Source organism: Bacillus jepli, assembly GCF_047238305.1.
Lineage (GTDB): Bacteria > Bacillota > Bacilli > Bacillales > Bacillaceae_L > Ferdinandcohnia.
Map to the genome: position 1 here is coordinate 2,792,703 of NZ_JBDFMO010000001.1, position 16,457 is coordinate 2,809,159.

9 protein-coding genes, 3 rRNA genes and 2 pseudogenes are annotated in these 16,457 nt (G+C 41.4%); 11 read left to right on the forward strand and 3 right to left on the reverse strand.

The annotated features are described in order from the left end of the window. Positions 1–44 precede the first annotated feature (44 nt). The 3 genes from ABC371_RS14255 (at position 45) to rrf (ending at position 5,108) form a co-directional block, all read left to right on the forward strand. Positions 45–1,594: ribosomal RNA gene (locus tag ABC371_RS14255) — 16S ribosomal RNA — on the forward strand. A 412-nt stretch (positions 1,595–2,006) separates the two neighbouring features. Beyond that, positions 2,007–4,937 (forward strand): 23S ribosomal RNA (locus ABC371_RS14260). 55 nt (positions 4,938–4,992) lie between these two features. Then, positions 4,993–5,108, forward strand: a 5S ribosomal RNA gene (gene rrf, locus ABC371_RS14265). Together the 16S, 23S and 5S rRNA genes form the textbook arrangement of a ribosomal RNA operon. 462 nt (positions 5,109–5,570) lie before the next feature. Here rrf and ABC371_RS14270 read toward each other — a convergent pair. Then, positions 5,571–6,401: a hypothetical protein gene (locus ABC371_RS14270; RefSeq protein WP_412897396.1), complete on the reverse strand. Its 831-nt coding sequence runs from the start codon at positions 6,399–6,401 to the stop codon at positions 5,571–5,573. A 77-nt stretch (positions 6,402–6,478) separates the two neighbouring features. Beyond that, entirely contained in the window at positions 6,479–6,850 is a 372-nt protein-coding gene (locus ABC371_RS14275) for a rhodanese-like domain-containing protein (RefSeq protein WP_136380511.1), read from the reverse strand. Between the two features lie 154 nt (positions 6,851–7,004). On the opposite strand from ABC371_RS14275, the gene ABC371_RS14280 reads away from it, so the two are divergent. The 5 genes and pseudogenes from ABC371_RS14280 to ABC371_RS14300 all read left to right on the forward strand — a co-directional run bounded on the left by ABC371_RS14280 (position 7,005) and on the right by ABC371_RS14300 (position 13,290). Continuing rightward, positions 7,005–7,841, forward strand: coding sequence for a lipoate--protein ligase family protein (locus tag ABC371_RS14280; RefSeq protein ID WP_412897397.1), 837 nt, complete (start codon positions 7,005–7,007; stop codon positions 7,839–7,841). Between the two features lie 341 nt (positions 7,842–8,182). After that, positions 8,183–8,974: pseudogene (locus tag ABC371_RS14285) on the forward strand (ribonucleotide reductase N-terminal alpha domain-containing protein); the annotation flags it as partial. Between the two features lie 116 nt (positions 8,975–9,090). Next, positions 9,091–9,996, forward strand: a complete 906-nt coding sequence (locus tag ABC371_RS14290; protein ID WP_412897398.1) for a DUF559 domain-containing protein — start codon at positions 9,091–9,093, stop codon at positions 9,994–9,996. Positions 9,997–10,212: 216 nt separating this feature from the next. After that, positions 10,213–12,239 (forward strand): annotated as a pseudogene (locus ABC371_RS14295) (hypothetical protein). 166 nt (positions 12,240–12,405) lie between these two features. Then, a complete protein-coding gene (locus ABC371_RS14300; protein WP_412897399.1) occupies positions 12,406–13,290 on the forward strand; it encodes a patatin-like phospholipase family protein in 885 nt (294 codons plus the stop codon). 56 nt (positions 13,291–13,346) lie between these two features. Here ABC371_RS14300 and ABC371_RS14305 read toward each other — a convergent pair whose 3' ends face one another. Further along, positions 13,347–13,754, reverse strand: coding sequence for an SA1362 family protein (locus tag ABC371_RS14305; RefSeq protein WP_412897400.1), 408 nt, complete (start codon positions 13,752–13,754; stop codon positions 13,347–13,349). A gap of 300 nt (positions 13,755–14,054) precedes the next feature. Between ABC371_RS14305 and ABC371_RS14310 the strand changes: the two genes are divergently transcribed. The 3 genes from ABC371_RS14310 (at position 14,055) to efp (ending at position 16,329) form a co-directional block, all read left to right on the forward strand. Next, a complete protein-coding gene (locus ABC371_RS14310; RefSeq protein ID WP_412897401.1) occupies positions 14,055–14,576 on the forward strand; it encodes a YqhR family membrane protein in 522 nt (173 codons plus the stop codon). 93 nt (positions 14,577–14,669) lie between these two features. Further along, positions 14,670–15,731: a M24 family metallopeptidase gene (locus ABC371_RS14315; RefSeq protein WP_412897402.1), complete on the forward strand. Its 1,062-nt coding sequence runs from the start codon at positions 14,670–14,672 to the stop codon at positions 15,729–15,731. 40 nt (positions 15,732–15,771) lie between these two features. After that, positions 15,772–16,329 carry an elongation factor P gene (gene efp / locus ABC371_RS14320; protein WP_136380502.1) on the forward strand — a complete coding sequence of 186 codons (558 nt, stop codon included), beginning with the start codon at positions 15,772–15,774 and terminating at the stop codon, positions 16,327–16,329. Positions 16,330–16,457 lie beyond the last annotated feature (128 nt).

A 16,457-nucleotide genomic window follows, 5' to 3' on the forward strand; every position in this document is an offset into this window, starting at 1 on the left:
TCAACGTTAATTTTAATTTTTTATTTATTGAGCAATCAATACTCTTATTGGAGAGTTTGATCCTGGCTCAGGATGAACGCTGGCGGCGTGCCTAATACATGCAAGTCGAGCGAACCTGAGGGAGCTTGCTCCCAAAGGTTAGCGGCGGACGGGTGAGTAACACGTGGGCAACCTGCCTGTAAGACTGGGATAACTTCGGGAAACCGGAGCTAATACCGGATAACACATGAGACCACATGGTCTTATATTAAAAGATGGCTTTTAGCTATCACTTACAGATGGGCCCGCGGCGCATTAGCTAGTTGGTGAGGTAACGGCTCACCAAGGCAACGATGCGTAGCCGACCTGAGAGGGTGATCGGCCACACTGGGACTGAGACACGGCCCAGACTCCTACGGGAGGCAGCAGTAGGGAATCTTCCGCAATGGACGAAAGTCTGACGGAGCAACGCCGCGTGAGCGAAGAAGGTCTTCGGATCGTAAAGCTCTGTTGTTAGGGAAGAACAAGTATCGTTCGAATAGGGCGGTACCTTGACGGTACCTAACCAGAAAGCCACGGCTAACTACGTGCCAGCAGCCGCGGTAATACGTAGGTGGCAAGCGTTATCCGGAATTATTGGGCGTAAAGCGCGCGCAGGCGGTCCTTTAAGTCTGATGTGAAAGCCCACGGCTCAACCGTGGAGGGTCATTGGAAACTGGGGGACTTGAGTGCAGAAGAGGAGAGCGGAATTCCACGTGTAGCGGTGAAATGCGTAGAGATGTGGAGGAACACCAGTGGCGAAGGCGGCTCTCTGGTCTGTAACTGACGCTGAGGCGCGAAAGCGTGGGGAGCGAACAGGATTAGATACCCTGGTAGTCCACGCCGTAAACGATGAGTGCTAAGTGTTAGAGGGTTTCCGCCCTTTAGTGCTGCAGCAAACGCATTAAGCACTCCGCCTGGGGAGTACGGTCGCAAGACTGAAACTCAAAGGAATTGACGGGGGCCCGCACAAGCGGTGGAGCATGTGGTTTAATTCGAAGCAACGCGAAGAACCTTACCAGGTCTTGACATCCTCTGACACTCCTAGAGATAGGATTTTCCCTTCGGGGACAGAGTGACAGGTGGTGCATGGTTGTCGTCAGCTCGTGTCGTGAGATGTTGGGTTAAGTCCCGCAACGAGCGCAACCCTTGATCTTAGTTGCCAGCATTCAGTTGGGCACTCTAAGGTGACTGCCGGTGACAAACCGGAGGAAGGTGGGGATGACGTCAAATCATCATGCCCCTTATGACCTGGGCTACACACGTGCTACAATGGATGGTACAAAGGGCAGCGAAACCGCGAGGTTAAGCCAATCCCATAAAACCATTCTCAGTTCGGATTGCAGGCTGCAACTCGCCTGCATGAAGCCGGAATCGCTAGTAATCGCGGATCAGCATGCCGCGGTGAATACGTTCCCGGGCCTTGTACACACCGCCCGTCACACCACGAGAGTTTGTAACACCCGAAGTCGGTGGGGTAACCGTAAGGAGCCAGCCGCCTAAGGTGGGACAGATGATTGGGGTGAAGTCGTAACAAGGTAGCCGTATCGGAAGGTGCGGCTGGATCACCTCCTTTCTAAGGAAACTGAAGTTCTACGAACTTCATAAAAAGACGCTTTGTATTGTGGTCAGTTTTGAGAGTGCTTTTGTGCTTTCAGAGGTCGATTTTTGCTTTCGGCAAAAATCATTTGCGCTTGCGTCTAAAAGATAAATCGAAGATGATTGATTCCTCAGCGCAAGGCAGCATGAAGATAACTCACTGATGATTAATCACGATGTGATTGAAGTCAGTAGCCTCGTTCCTTGAAAACTAGATAACGTAACAAAACATTCATTGAAGTAGTAAAAGTTCTTTAAAACTTAAAGGTGAATGAGAAGCGAGAAGGTCGAGGAACCGATTGAGGAATCACCGGAGCGTACTTTAACGTACGTGAGGATGATGACGACAAGCGATGACGAAGAGATTCGAAGCTTATCAAAGCCGAATAGGTTAAGTTATGAAGGGCGCACGGTGGATGCCTTGGCACTAGGAGCCGATGAAGGACGGTACTAACACCGATATGCTTCGGGGAGCTGTAAGTAAGCATTGATCCGAAGATTTCCGAATGGGGAAACCCACTGCTCGTAATGGGGCAGTATCCTTACCTGAATTCATAGGGTAAGTGAAGGTAGACCCGGGGAACTGAAACATCTTAGTACCCGGAGGAAGAGAAAGCAAACGCGATTTCCTGAGTAGCGGCGAGCGAAACGGAAGATAGCCCAAACCAAGAGGCTTGCCTCTTGGGGTTGTAGGACACTCTATACGGAGTTACAAAAGAGCGAAGTAGACGAAGTGACCTGGAAAGGTCCGTCAGAGAAGGTAACAACCCTGTAGTTGAAACTTCGTTCTCTCTTGAGTGGATCCTGAGTACGGCGGGACACGAGAAATCCCGTCGGAAGCTGGGAGGACCATCTCCCAAGGCTAAATACTCCCTAGTGACCGATAGTGAACCAGTACCGTGAGGGAAAGGTGAAAAGCACCCCGGGAGGGGAGTGAAATAGAACCTGAAACCGTGTGCCTACAAGTAGTCAAAGCACATTTATGTGTGATGGCGTGCCTTTTGTAGAATGAACCGGCGAGTTACGATTCCGTGCAAGGTTAAGTTGAAGAGACGGAGCCGCAGCGAAAGCGAGTCTGAATAGGGCGATATAGTACGTGGTCGTAGACCCGAAACCAGGTGATCTACCCATGTCCAGGGTGAAGTTCAGGTAACACTGAATGGAGGCCCGAACCCACGCACGTTGAAAAGTGCGGGGATGAGGTGTGGGTAGCGGAGAAATTCCAATCGAACTTGGAGATAGCTGGTTCTCTCCGAAATAGCTTTAGGGCTAGCCTCGAGTTAGAGTCTTGGAGGTAGAGCACTGATTGGACTAGGGGCCCTCATCGGGTTACCGAATTCAGTCAAACTCCGAATGCCAAAGACTTGATTCTCGGGAGTCAGACTGCGAGTGATAAGATCCGTAGTCAAGAGGGAAACAGCCCAGACCACCAGCTAAGGTCCCAAAGTATACGTTAAGTGGAAAAGGATGTGGAGTTGCTTAGACAACCAGGATGTTGGCTCAGAAGCAGCCACCATTTAAAGAGTGCGTAATAGCTCACTGGTCGAGTGACTCTGCGCCGAAAATGTACCGGGGCTAAACGTATCACCGAAGCTGTGGATTGTTCTTACGAACAATGGTAGGAGAGCGTTCTAAGTGCAGCGAAGTCAGACCGAGAGGACTGGTGGAGCGCTTAGAAGTGAGAATGCCGGTATGAGTAGCGAAAGAGGGGTGAGAATCCCCTCCACCGAATGCCTAAGGTTTCCTGAGGAAGGCTCGTCCGCTCAGGGTTAGTCGGGACCTAAGCCGAGGCTGAAAAGCGTAGGCGATGGACAACAGGTTGAAATTCCTGTACCACCTCATTACCGTTTGAGCAATGGAGGGACGCAGGAGGATAGGGTAAGCGCGCTGTTGGATATGCGCGTCCAAGCAGTTAGACTGGTAAGTAGGCAAATCCGCTTACCGTAAGGTTGAGCTGTGATGGCGAGGGAAATAAAGTACCGAAGTTCCTGATTCCACACTGCCAAGAAAAGCTTCTAGCGAGGTAGAAGGTGCCCGTACCGCAAACCGACACAGGTAGGCGAGGAGAGAATCCTAAGGTGATCGAGAGAACTCTCGTTAAGGAACTCGGCAAAATGACCCCGTAACTTCGGGAGAAGGGGTGCTTTTTAGGGTGAATAGCCCTGAAAAGCCGCAGTGAATAGGCCCAGGCGACTGTTTAGCAAAAACACAGGTCTCTGCGAAGCCGCAAGGCGAAGTATAGGGGCTGACACCTGCCCGGTGCTGGAAGGTTAAGAGGAGGGGTTAGCGTAAGCGAAGCTCTGAATCGAAGCCCCAGTAAACGGCGGCCGTAACTATAACGGTCCTAAGGTAGCGAAATTCCTTGTCAGGTAAGTTCTGACCCGCACGAAAGGTGTAACGATCTGGGCACTGTCTCAACGAGAGACTCGGTGAAATTATAGTACCTGTGAAGATGCAGGTTACCCGCGACAGGACGGAAAGACCCCGTGGAGCTTTACTGCAACCTGATATTGAATTTTGGTACAGCTTGTACAGGATAGGTAGGAGCCTTGGAAGCCGGAGCGCCAGCTTCGGTGGAGGCGTCGGTGGGATACTACCCTGGCTGTATTGAAATTCTAACCCGAAGGCCTTATCGGCCTTGGAGACAGTGTCAGGTGGGCAGTTTGACTGGGGCGGTCGCCTCCTAAAGAGTAACGGAGGCGCCCAAAGGTTCCCTCAGAATGGTTGGAAATCATTCGTAGAGTGTAAAGGCACAAGGGAGCTTGACTGCGAGACCTACAAGTCGAGCAGGGACGAAAGTCGGGCTTAGTGATCCGGTGGTTCCGCATGGAAGGGCCATCGCTCAACGGATAAAAGCTACCCCGGGGATAACAGGCTTATCTCCCCCAAGAGTCCACATCGACGGGGAGGTTTGGCACCTCGATGTCGGCTCATCGCATCCTGGGGCTGTAGTCGGTCCCAAGGGTTGGGCTGTTCGCCCATTAAAGCGGTACGCGAGCTGGGTTCAGAACGTCGTGAGACAGTTCGGTCCCTATCCGTCGTGGGCGTAGGAAATTTGAGAGGAGCTGTCCTTAGTACGAGAGGACCGGGATGGACACACCGCTGGTGTACCAGTTGTCCTGCCAAGGGCATAGCTGGGTAGCTATGTGTGGAAGGGATAAGTGCTGAAAGCATCTAAGCATGAAGCCCCCCTCAAGATGAAATTTCCCATAGTGTTAAACTAGTAAGATCCCTCGAAGATGACGAGGTTGATAGGTTAGAGGTGGAAGCATGGTGACATGTGCAGCTGACTGATACTAATCGATCGAGGACTTAACCAAAATGATGAATGTAGGAGCGTTATCTAGTTTTGAGGGAATGAATCCTTCAACATAGTCTAGTGGCGATAGCGAAGAGGTCACACCCGTTCCCATACCGAACACGGAAGTTAAGCTCTTCAGCGCCGATGGTAGTTGGGACTTTGTCCCTGTGAGAGTAGGACGTCGCTAGGCACACTAAAGATCAGCCAATATGGTTGGTCTTTTTTTGTATTATTTTTGTGGTAACGAAAAGTGGCGATTTATTCCTAGTTCATGGATTAAATATAGGAATAGTAACGCTGGCAAATACAAAAGCTTTTTTAGATTGTCATTTTTAATAACGACAAAAAATTAGGTAATGATGACTAAGCGAACGTCATAAAGAGGTTCTTATTTGTAAAAAATTAGGGGAAGTCAAACCCGCAAATACCATTAACAGTATATCACCCAAGCGGTATATCACCCAATCGCAAAACGATAAATGGTATACCGCAAACAGCATTAGCGGTATATCACCCAATCGTAAAACAATAAATGGTATACCGTAAACCACAAAAACCGTATACCATGTTACATAAAATTAAAATAACTCTCTATTTGATAGATTACTCCAACTAAACTTCTTCCAGATCCATTCATTTAACTCTTCCTTCCTTAATCAATAATGAGCAAAGCCCCAAGTAATGGTAAAAGAAGGGCTACGATCCATAATGGTAGGAAAAGCTTTCTGGATTTTATTACTCTCTTTGACGGAAGACTGAATGTATAGATGCTTTTATGTAAACAATTCATTACAGAAAAGATCATGATGGTCCCGAAAAAACTATATAGGAGTGAAACAACATAGTATTCCATTTTTGTGTTAGTAAATGGAATCTCCGTTATTAAAAATGTCAAAGTTAGTGAAATCAACGCAATGAAAAATAATGCTCCGAAGTTTTTTATTAATAGTTTTGGTGATCTTGCAATTGCATCCCTTACAGTGGTGTCCTCTAGAACTATGATGTACGGGGTTAGGGAATAAAATAATACAATTAAAATTCCTAAAAAGGCTAATGGCCAAATAACATTTGAGAAAGTGAAGAATACTCCACTGATGAAGAACTCGATTATTGAAAACTTCACCATTCTATCAAAATAATAAGGGGCTATTTTTAAGATGGAATATGTATTATCAGGTCCTATTAAAAAGCATTTCATGGAGCCGAGGTAGGTGCTAAGCGCATAGCTTTTTAATAATAGTATGCCAATGGTGGCTATGCTGGTAAGCAACCAATTTGTTGTTAGCCCCTGAAAAGGAAATATAACATCATCTAATAAAGGGATTCCAAAGGGTGCTGCGTAGCTATTGCTAAAATATAATATACGGAAGCCAGCATATGCTCCTAATGTTCCTATGAATGTTAGAAATACGTTTACGATAAGCGGAATGATGATTAGTCTTGGATGGTAGATGGTATGGTAAAGTCCTTTCGAAATGTTCAAAGTATCACCTCGGGCTATTCTTTCCATATTTTATCATAAACCACACATGAAAAAACCTATTCCCAAAATGGAATAGGTTATTTTTTCTTTATTTTACCTGACCACTTTTTAAAACCACCTTGCAGCTGGTAAAGTTCTTTATAGCCTTTTCTACGAAGTAATTGTGCTGCACGGCCACTACGGACAGTGTTTTGGCAGTATAAGTAGACTGGTTTATCAGGTCTGATTTCAGTTAAGCGCATTTTCATTTGTGATAATGGTATGTTACGTGCACCTAGAATATGACCCCCGTCAAATTCGTTTGGTTCACGGACATCGATTAGTTGTGCTTTACGATATCCTTCACGAAATTTCTCTTCATTTAAAACAGTAACTATTTTTCTTTGGTAGAAGAATGTGATAACCCCATATGCAATGATTGCACCTAAAACAATTAAAAGTATTTCCAAAATCAATCTACTCCTTTTTCTATCTCTCTTTTCTATTATATTCGTGTGTTTAAAAAGAATCAAAGGAATTCTCTGGAGGTTTTGATTTTGAAAAACAATTTTTGTTCTGATAGACTAAGGAATGGCAAACAATATTGAACAAAGAGGGTTTCGTATGGAAAAAGAGGTATGGAGATTTATTGATTCTGGCAATTGTTCGCCAGCGTTTAATATGGCTTTAGATGAGGCCTTACTTGATTGGAACAGTGAAGGGAAAATTCCACCGACAATTCGTTTTTATGGTTGGGATCCAGCGACACTTTCAATTGGTTATTTTCAAAAAGTTGAAAGAGAAATTGATTTAGATGCTGTGAAAAAATATGGTTTAGGTTTTGTTCGTCGTCCGACAGGCGGAAGAGGTGTTTTACACGATCAGGAGCTTACTTATAGTGTGATTGTGTCAGAGGAACATCCTGAAATGCCTAAAACGGTGACAGAGGCATACCGTGTTATATCTGAAGGTGTTTTGCAAGGTTTTCGCAAATTAGGTCTTGATGCATATTTTGCTGTTCCAAAGACGGCTGAAGAGCGTGAAGGATTAAAAAATCCACGTTCTGCTGTTTGCTTTGATGCACCTTCTTGGTACGAGCTTGTTGTTGAAGGAAGGAAAGTTGCGGGGAGTGCGCAAACAAGACAAAAGGGTGTTATTCTTCAACATGGATCGATCTTACTAGATATAGATGAGGATAAATTATTCGATCTATTTAAATATCCAAGTGAGCGTGTCAAAGAAAGGATGCAGCGCAATTTTAAAAATAAAGCAGTTGCTATAAATGCATTAAGGGAGATTCCAGTTACGATTGAAGAGGCGAAGAAAGCTTTTAAGGAAGGGTTTGAGGAAGGCCTGAATGTTGTACTTGAGCCATATCAATTGACAAATGAAGAATTGAACTATGTAAATGAAATTGCAGAAAGACGATACAAAACAGATGAATGGAATTTTAAACGATAAACGACTTTTTTTAGTCGTTTTTTACTAGGGCAAAACTTGAAATCTTTGGTATAACTGAGTTTCGTCTATATAGGTAAAAAGCAACCGACAAAATTCTTCAAAATAAGCGAAAAAATTTAGTTTACCTAGTTTTTCCTCTGTTTTTCTTTATATATTATATTATTTTCAGTTTGACAAAATAGATTTTGTTTATATAAAAATCAATATGTAGTGGTGTCTAAAATTATTTTAACACTATATATTGATTTTTGTGTTGTCTTTCATATGGATATATGATACTTTAATTTTATCACAATAAAACAATCACAAATGATTTAATAGATTTAAAGGGAGATGTGGGAATGACTGTTGTGCTAGAAAAAATGAATATTAATGTTGAAAGGTTGAACCAGGACATACGCCTTTTTCCTCAGGTCCATCCAATTACAGAGGACATGAAGATTACGCATAAGGGCGTGTCTAGGCTTGTAATGCTTGACCGGTATACGTTTAAGGATACTGAGAAGCTTACTTTAGCAGAAGGTGACTTTGTTGTTCTAACGATCAAAGAGGATCCAAAGTTTCCTGCACGTGGTTTAGGTTTCATCGTTGACATCGATTGGGAGAAGAAGACAGCCCAGGTACTGGTAGAAGAAGAGTATCGTGGTGTGTTGGACAACCCTGAGGAAGTCGAGACAGGAATTGTGAATCGCTCACTAGATGTTATTGAGAAACCACTTGAAATTTTATATGAGCAAATCGCAAAAAGAAATGCCACTGGTTTAGCTTCAGTTGAGAAAACGGAAGAAAAGCGTAAGGAATGGTTTGAAAAGTTTTATCAAGAACTTGTAAGCCTAAACTTCATTCCAGCTGGTCGAGTTCTTTACGGTGCAGGTGCGGATACGGATGTTACGTATTTTAACTGTTACGTAATGCCGTATGTTCAGGATTCTCGAGAAGGGATCTCTGAGCACCGCAAACAAGTCATGGAAATCATGAGCCGTGGTGGGGGTGTAGGAACAAACGGTTCTACATTACGCCCACGTAACACACTAGCACGCGGTGTAAATGGTAAGTCATCTGGTTCTGTTTCATGGTTAGATGACATTGCGAAATTAACACATCTTGTTGAGCAGGGCGGGTCAAGACGTGGTAGATAAAGTGCCTCGTCTATAAACAAACCTCGTGAATTGCTGGGAAATCTTTAGGTTTTCGTAGTGAGGACACCTCAGATTAATTAAACAAAATCTTATTAGAGGTGAATTTATCTATGAAACCATATGATGCTAAAAATAGCCAGATATGTAAAATCTGTAATGAAACTTTCGTTCACAATAAGCAAGGTAAGTTTACTTCCCATTTAAAAATACATTCCATTTCATTAGATGATTATCTTGCAAAGTTCTATTATTCTAGTGAAGAATTAAGATGCAATAATCCCGTATGTAATAAACAAGTAAAGGTTAGGAGAGGTATTCCAAATAGTTTTTGTAGTAGTGGTTGTTGGCAAGTTAAAAGTAAAGTAAGAAAATGCTCATATTGTCAAAAGTCATTTACTAAAGATGACTTACGAGTAAAGACTTGTAGTAAAGAATGCGCTAAGCAACTTAAGTCAGAAAAAATTTCTAAATGGCATAATAATATGTCTGATAAAGATAAAAAAGAGCATTTTGACAAAATAATAACTAAAACTGCAAAAACCCGACGAAAAAATGCCACACCTTCGTGGAATAGTGGGAAAACTGGAATATATAATGATGAAACAATTCAAAAAATAAGGTTAGCTACTCTTAAACAAATGGAGAACCAAACTTTTCAAAAGACCTCAATTGAAAAGAAACTGGAACAGTTATTAAAAGACTTAAAGATAAACTATAAATACTCCTTTGTTTTAGAGAAAAGACAATATGATTTCTTATTACCTAACTTAAATTTAATTATTGAATGTGATGGGGATTATTGGCATGCAAATCCAAAATATTATCCGATACCTTTAGATTGGCAAAAGGAAAGAATAATAATTGACCAAGAAAAAGATCAGATTGCAATGAAAAATGGATACTGTATTATTAGATTTTGGGAAGATGACATAAATAACAATCTTGATGTTGTGAAACAGGTTTTAACATCATATATGACTCATAAACCACAACGAAGTTGGAAACGACAATCGTGAAGGTTTGAAAATTATGAGTGGACAAAGACAATCAGCAGCCAAGCTCCTAAATTGGAGAAGGTTCAACGACCATCGAAAGCACGTCAATATTGGCGGAAGTGAGTAGAGTAGGATTCAAGCGAATTCGAAGCGCGGGGACATTCTTAATGAATGTAAGATATGGTCTGAACTCTAGGGAAACTTAGAGAGTTGATTTAGCGAATCAACGTAACAAATTTGGCTCAGATGATCATGCTTGCGGATTTTCATCCGGACATAATTGAATTCATCATCTCGAAAATGCAAAATCCAAGAATTCTTCGTTATTTAATCGAAAATACAGAAGATGATACAATTAAAAAATACGCTCAAGAAAAGCTAAAATTCACTCCATTTACAGAGCAGGAAGTTCAAATGTACCAGGGTATTGTAAACTATAAACAAATTCCAGGGCTAGGCGGATTTAGTGAAAAAATCATAAAAGACGCTGAACAAAAATTAGTAAATGGTGGATCTTATAGTGTCCATAATCCTGAGTTTCTAACAGGTGCAAATATTTCAGTCTGTATCACTAAGGATTTCATGCAAGCTGTTGAAGAAGATGGATTATATGAACTAAAATTCCCAGATGTAGAAAGCTACAATGAAGAAGAAATGAAACACTATAATGAAGAATGGCACAAGGTTGGGGACGTACGTGAGTGGGAGAAACTTGGCCACAAAGTACGTGTATACCGTAAGATTAAAGCTAAAGAACTTTGGAACCTAATCAATATCTGTGCAACTTATGCTGCAGAACCAGGAATATTCTTCATCGATAATGCAAACGACATGACAAATGCACAAAGCTACGGTCAAAAAGTTGTTGCAACAAATCCGTGTGGTAAAAGAGTAGTGGCTTAGTTTGCCTCACGTAAAAAACTGCGGAATAAAGCGGGAAGGCTGAGAAGCTAATCCGAACCGAAGGCTAATTTAACAGGTTAGTCAGGGGCAACGCATAGAAGGTGAAACTGCTAAAGCAGAATATAATCCTTCCACGAGGCCGCAGCACCTAACAGGTGAAAAGGTATGCTGACCTTACAGGAAATGAACTGTAAGAAGTAAGGATAAAAAACCTTTACGATAACAAAAAATTGGAACAGCCACTCGCACCATATTCAGTATGTAACCTTGCAGCGGTGAACTTAGCTGAAATGGTTGATAAAGAAACAAAAACAGTTAACTTTGAAAAGCTCAAGCAAACAGTTGAGGTTGGAGTAAGAATGCAGGATAACGTAATCGATGCAACTCCATACTTCTTAGAAGCGAATAAAACCCAAGCATTAGGTGAGCGCCGTGTTGGTCTAGGTGTTATGGGATTGCACGATCTGCTTATCTATTGTGAAACAGAGTATGGTTCAGATGAAGGGAATAAGCTGGTTGACGAAGTGTTCGAAACAATCGCAACAACTGCTTACCGTGCTTCAATTGAACTCGCAAAAGAAAAAGGTAGCTTCCCATTCTTAGAAGGAAATTCACCAGAGGATGGTAATCGTATCAGAGAAGCGTTAATTAATACTGGATACATGGAAAAAATGCCAGAAGATATCAAAGAAGGAATCAAAGAACACGGAATTCGTAACTCACACTTACTAACCGTTGCTCCTACAGGCAGCACTGGAACAATGGTTGGCGTTTCAACAGGTTTAGAACCTTACTTCTCATTCTCATATTTCAGAAGTGGACGCTTAGGTAAGTTTATTGAGGTTAAAGCAGATATCGTTCAAGAATATCTAGAGCAGCACCCAGAAGCAGATCCAAACAACCTTCCAAAGTGGTTCGTTTCTGCAATGGAACTTTCGCCAGAAGCGCATGCTGACGTACAATGCGTCATTCAGCGCTGGATTGACAGTTCCATCAGTAAAACTGTTAACGCACCGAAAGGCTATACTGTATCACAAGTAGAAGCTGTATACGAGCGCCTATACAAAGGCGGAGCAAAAGGTGGTACAGTTTACGTTGATGGAAGCCGTGACGCTCAAGTTCTTACATTAAAAGCTGAAGAGAATACTTTTGAAGATACAGAAGTGACAACACAAGAAGAAGAAAAACCAAAAAGCCATGTCGTACTCATGGATACAATCATGGATTTACGTCAAACAGATGTAACCATTGGTTCAGAAGTGGGTGACACTTGCCCAGTTTGTCGTCAAGGTACAGTCGAAGACCTTGGTGGATGTAACACATGTACAAATTGTGGTGCACAACTTAAATGTGGATTGTAATTCTAAACATGAAGAGGGAATCAAATCGATTCCTTCTTTTTTTATGCTCCAAAAGAATCATACGTACTAAATCCCAAGCTTCTTGATTAAAAATGTATAAAGGCATTGCTTTAACATTTTCAACAGAACGTCCTTGCTTCAATAGTGGGGGATGGGGAGGGGTTCTATGTTAATCGATGGCGTTTTTTCGGGTGGGGGTATTAAAGGATTTGCGTTAATTGGCGCATACCAAGCGATCGAAGAAAGAGGATTAGCCTTTAAACGAATGGCCGGAACTAGTGCAGGTTCCCTAATTGCTGCCTTAATCGCAGCGGGGTACACAAGTAGTGAGATTATTGATCTTATGGAAGAATTAGACCTCGGTGACTTTTTAGATCAACGAAAAGCCCTTTTACCTACACCCTTAGCTAAATGGCTTCTTTTATATTGGCGGCTTGGCTTATATAAAGGCGATATGTTAGAGAAATGGATTTATCAAAAACTTCGCGCCAAGGGTGTTGTCACCTTTCAAAACCTCCCTCCTGGCCGTTTAAGGATTATTGCTTCCGACTTAACCAATGGGAGAATCATTGTGTTGCCTGATGACCTAGAGCGCTATGGCATTCATCCATCATCTTTTCCGGTTGCAAAAGCGGTTCGGATGAGCTGCAGCCTCCCGTATTTTTTTGAGCCAGTCCGTTTAAAAGATTATCAAGGTAATACAATTGTTGTGGATGGTGGGGTATTATCAAACTTTCCAATCTGGCTTTTTGATGAGGAAAAAATGTTAAAAAAACGACCGGTCCTTGGAATCAAGCTAAGTGGGAACAGCCAGCAGCAAAAACAAAATAAAATTCATAATGCCATCGATATGTTTGGAGCCCTCTTCGAAACCATGAAAAATGCCCATGATGCAAGGTATATTTCACGTCGGCATGAAAAGAATATCATTTTTATTCCAATTGAAAGTGGGTTGACGACAGAATTTGGACTAACGGATGAAAAAAAGCAAGAGCTTATTCAGCAAGGTAAAATCCGTACCGAATCTTTTTTACGAACGTGGAGTTATTAACCCAATAAATAAAAGAAGAATCAAAAAAACTTTATTCAGCCTGTGCTGAATAAAGCTTAAAATAGTGCGCGGTTCTTCTTTTTTCCCTTTTTTCCTTCAATTACGGTCAGGTGTGTTGTATTCGTTTTTCGCTTTTTGTGAATAGGCGATACAGTCGATCGTTTTGTTGCGGCTGTCGTATGTTTCTTATTACCCATTCCCATAGTTTGGGACTTTCTCTGACTTCCAGATTTAAATCGCTTTCTTGATTGTTTAGCTGCGCGTAAATAAGCCGAATGTTCTTTTCCTCCCATTCGTCGACTAATCACAAATTTATATAGTAGATAGATTATTCCTATGAATAGGAAAATCATGCCTGCTTGCACGAGTAATGAACCTGGACGAGTGAAAAGAGTGTAGACAAATCCAAGTGCACCTAATCCTAGTAAAATCATTACGACTATATTTGATTTACGACGATTCATGAGATACACCTCCTGAAAACTATCCTTATATTGTATTAAAAATTCATAACGTTGTTGCTCATATATTTCACATAGTTAATAGATATTTGTATGAAAAATTAGTACTTCTTATATATATATTCTACAGGATATGCTAATAAACCTCTATGTTAACGACATCATTTATTTAGAAAATTTATAAATTATTCATAAACATTTACTATTGTGCCCAGCAATTTCCATTGCTACACATTTTTCCATGAATTTTTTCAAATAGATTAAAAAAGTTATGGACATACTACCGAATGGAGGTGTTGACCTGTGGTAGATGCTGAAAAAAAGAATCCAGAACTTGAACAAAACAAGCATGATGGTGAAATGTCCTTAATCGGTAAGGTTGTTGTTATAGGTTTGTTCGGAGGCATTTTTTGGAGTTTGCTGTCCTATTTTACGTATGTTTTTCATTTTACTGAACTGAGCCCTAACCTTATCCTAAAGCCATGGATCCTTGGTGATTGGAAAAATCATATGTTAGGTCAGTTTATTGGGATTTTTGTGATTGGTATTATCTCAATCGGTGTAGCACTTTTATATTATGCTTTACTAAAAAAATTTCAGTCCATGTGGGTTGGTGCCATATTTGGCATTGTCTTATGGCTTATTGTTTTTTATGTGTTTAATCCGATTTTTCCGGATATTAAAACCGTTGCAGAACTAGAGCGTAATACAGTTATTACTACTATATGCTTTTATATTCTATATGGTGTCTTTATTGGATACTCGATTTCATTTGAGGAAAATGAAATGAAGGGCGAAAGACACGCGGTCTCAACAAATGAGTAGGTGAATTAGGGAAAATTATGATAGAATGTTCTTGTTCGAACATTCTATTTTTAAGGGAGTTTTACGTATTAGAGTACTTAGGGGGAAAACTAGATGAGTAAATTAGAAAAATTGCGCGAAAGTTTTTCTGGCTTTGGAATCGATGGGTTATTAGTTACGAATAGCTATAACAGACGTTACATAACAAATTTCACCGGTACAGCTGGAGTTGCACTCATTTCTGAAAATGCAGCCGTATTTATTACAGATTTTCGCTATGTCGAGCAGGCCAATGAACAGGTAAAGGAATTTGAAATTGTTCAACATTCAGGTCCAATTATTGAAGAGGTTGCAAAACAAGCTGAAAAAATGGGAATTAAAAAGCTTGGATTTGAGCAAGAGGACCTTTCTTATGCGACATTTACCGCATACGACACAGAAGTGAAAGCTGAACTTGTCCCAGTTTCAGGTGCAATTGAAAAGTTACGCTTGATTAAGACAGAGTCAGAGATTAAGATATTAAAGGAAGCTGCGGAGATAGCTGACGCCGCCTTTACATATATCTTAGATGTTATTCGCCCAGGTATTACGGAAATTGAAGTATCTACTGAGTTAGAATTCTTTATGCGTAAGCAGGGAGCTACTTCATCTTCATTCGACACAATTGTTGCATCTGGTTATCGCTCTGCTTTACCACATGGCGTAGCAAGCGACAAAGTGATTGAAAAAGGTGATTTCGTTACTCTTGATTATGGTGCCTATTATAAAGGATATTGCTCAGATATCACACGTACCGTTGCAGTTGGAACTCCTAGCGATGAATTAAAAAACATATATGATGTTGTTTTAGAAGCTCAACTTCGTGGTATGGCAGGCATCAAGGCTGGCATTACAGGAAAAGAAGCTGATGCTCTAACCCGTGATTATATTACGGAAAAAGGCTATGGTGAATTCTTTGGACATTCTACTGGGCACGGATTAGGTATGGAAGTTCATGAGCAGCCAGGACTATCATTCAGATCGGATAATGTACTTGAGCCTGGAATGATTGTAACCTGTGAACCAGGAATTTACATAGCAGGACTTGGTGGCGTGAGAATTGAAGATGATCTTGTTGTTAGAAAAGACGGCAACGATGCTCTTACTTTCTCTAAAAAGGAATTAATTATTCTATAGGCAAAAGTTTTGTCGGAATTGGATTAGGAGGAAATAGTATATGATTTCAGTTAACGATTTTCGTACAGGTTTAACAATTGAGGTAGACGGTGGAATCTGGAGAGTAATGGATTTCCAACACGTTAAGCCAGGCAAAGGAGCTGCGTTCGTACGTTCAAAGCTTCGTAACCTTCGAACAGGTGCAGTTCAAGAAAAAACATTCCGTGCCGGTGAAAAAGTAGCGAAAGCACAAATCGAAAACCGCAGAATGCAGTATTTATATGCGAATGGTGATTCACATGTATTCATGGACAATGAATCCTATGAGCAAATCGAATTACCAGCGTCTGCAATTGAGTATGAATTAAAGTTCTTGAAAGAAAACATGGAAGTTCACATCATGATGTTCCAAAGTGAAACACTTGGAGTTGAGCTCCCAAATACTGTTGAGCTTAAGGTTGTTGAAACAGAGCCTGGTATCAAAGGGGATACAGCTTCTGGCGGTTCTAAACCTGCTACTCTAGAAACAGGGTTAATCGTACAAGTTCCTTTCTTCATTAATGAAGGCGATGTGTTAATCATCAACACAACTGAAGGATCTTACATCTCACGTGCGTAATCAATATTGAGATTTTTTTAGGACTCACCATTTTTGGTGGGTTCTTTTTTTGATTGCAAACATCAAAAAGAGGTTTGTAGATAGATAAAATTAGGAGAGAAAAAAATCCGCAAACACCAAAAACAACC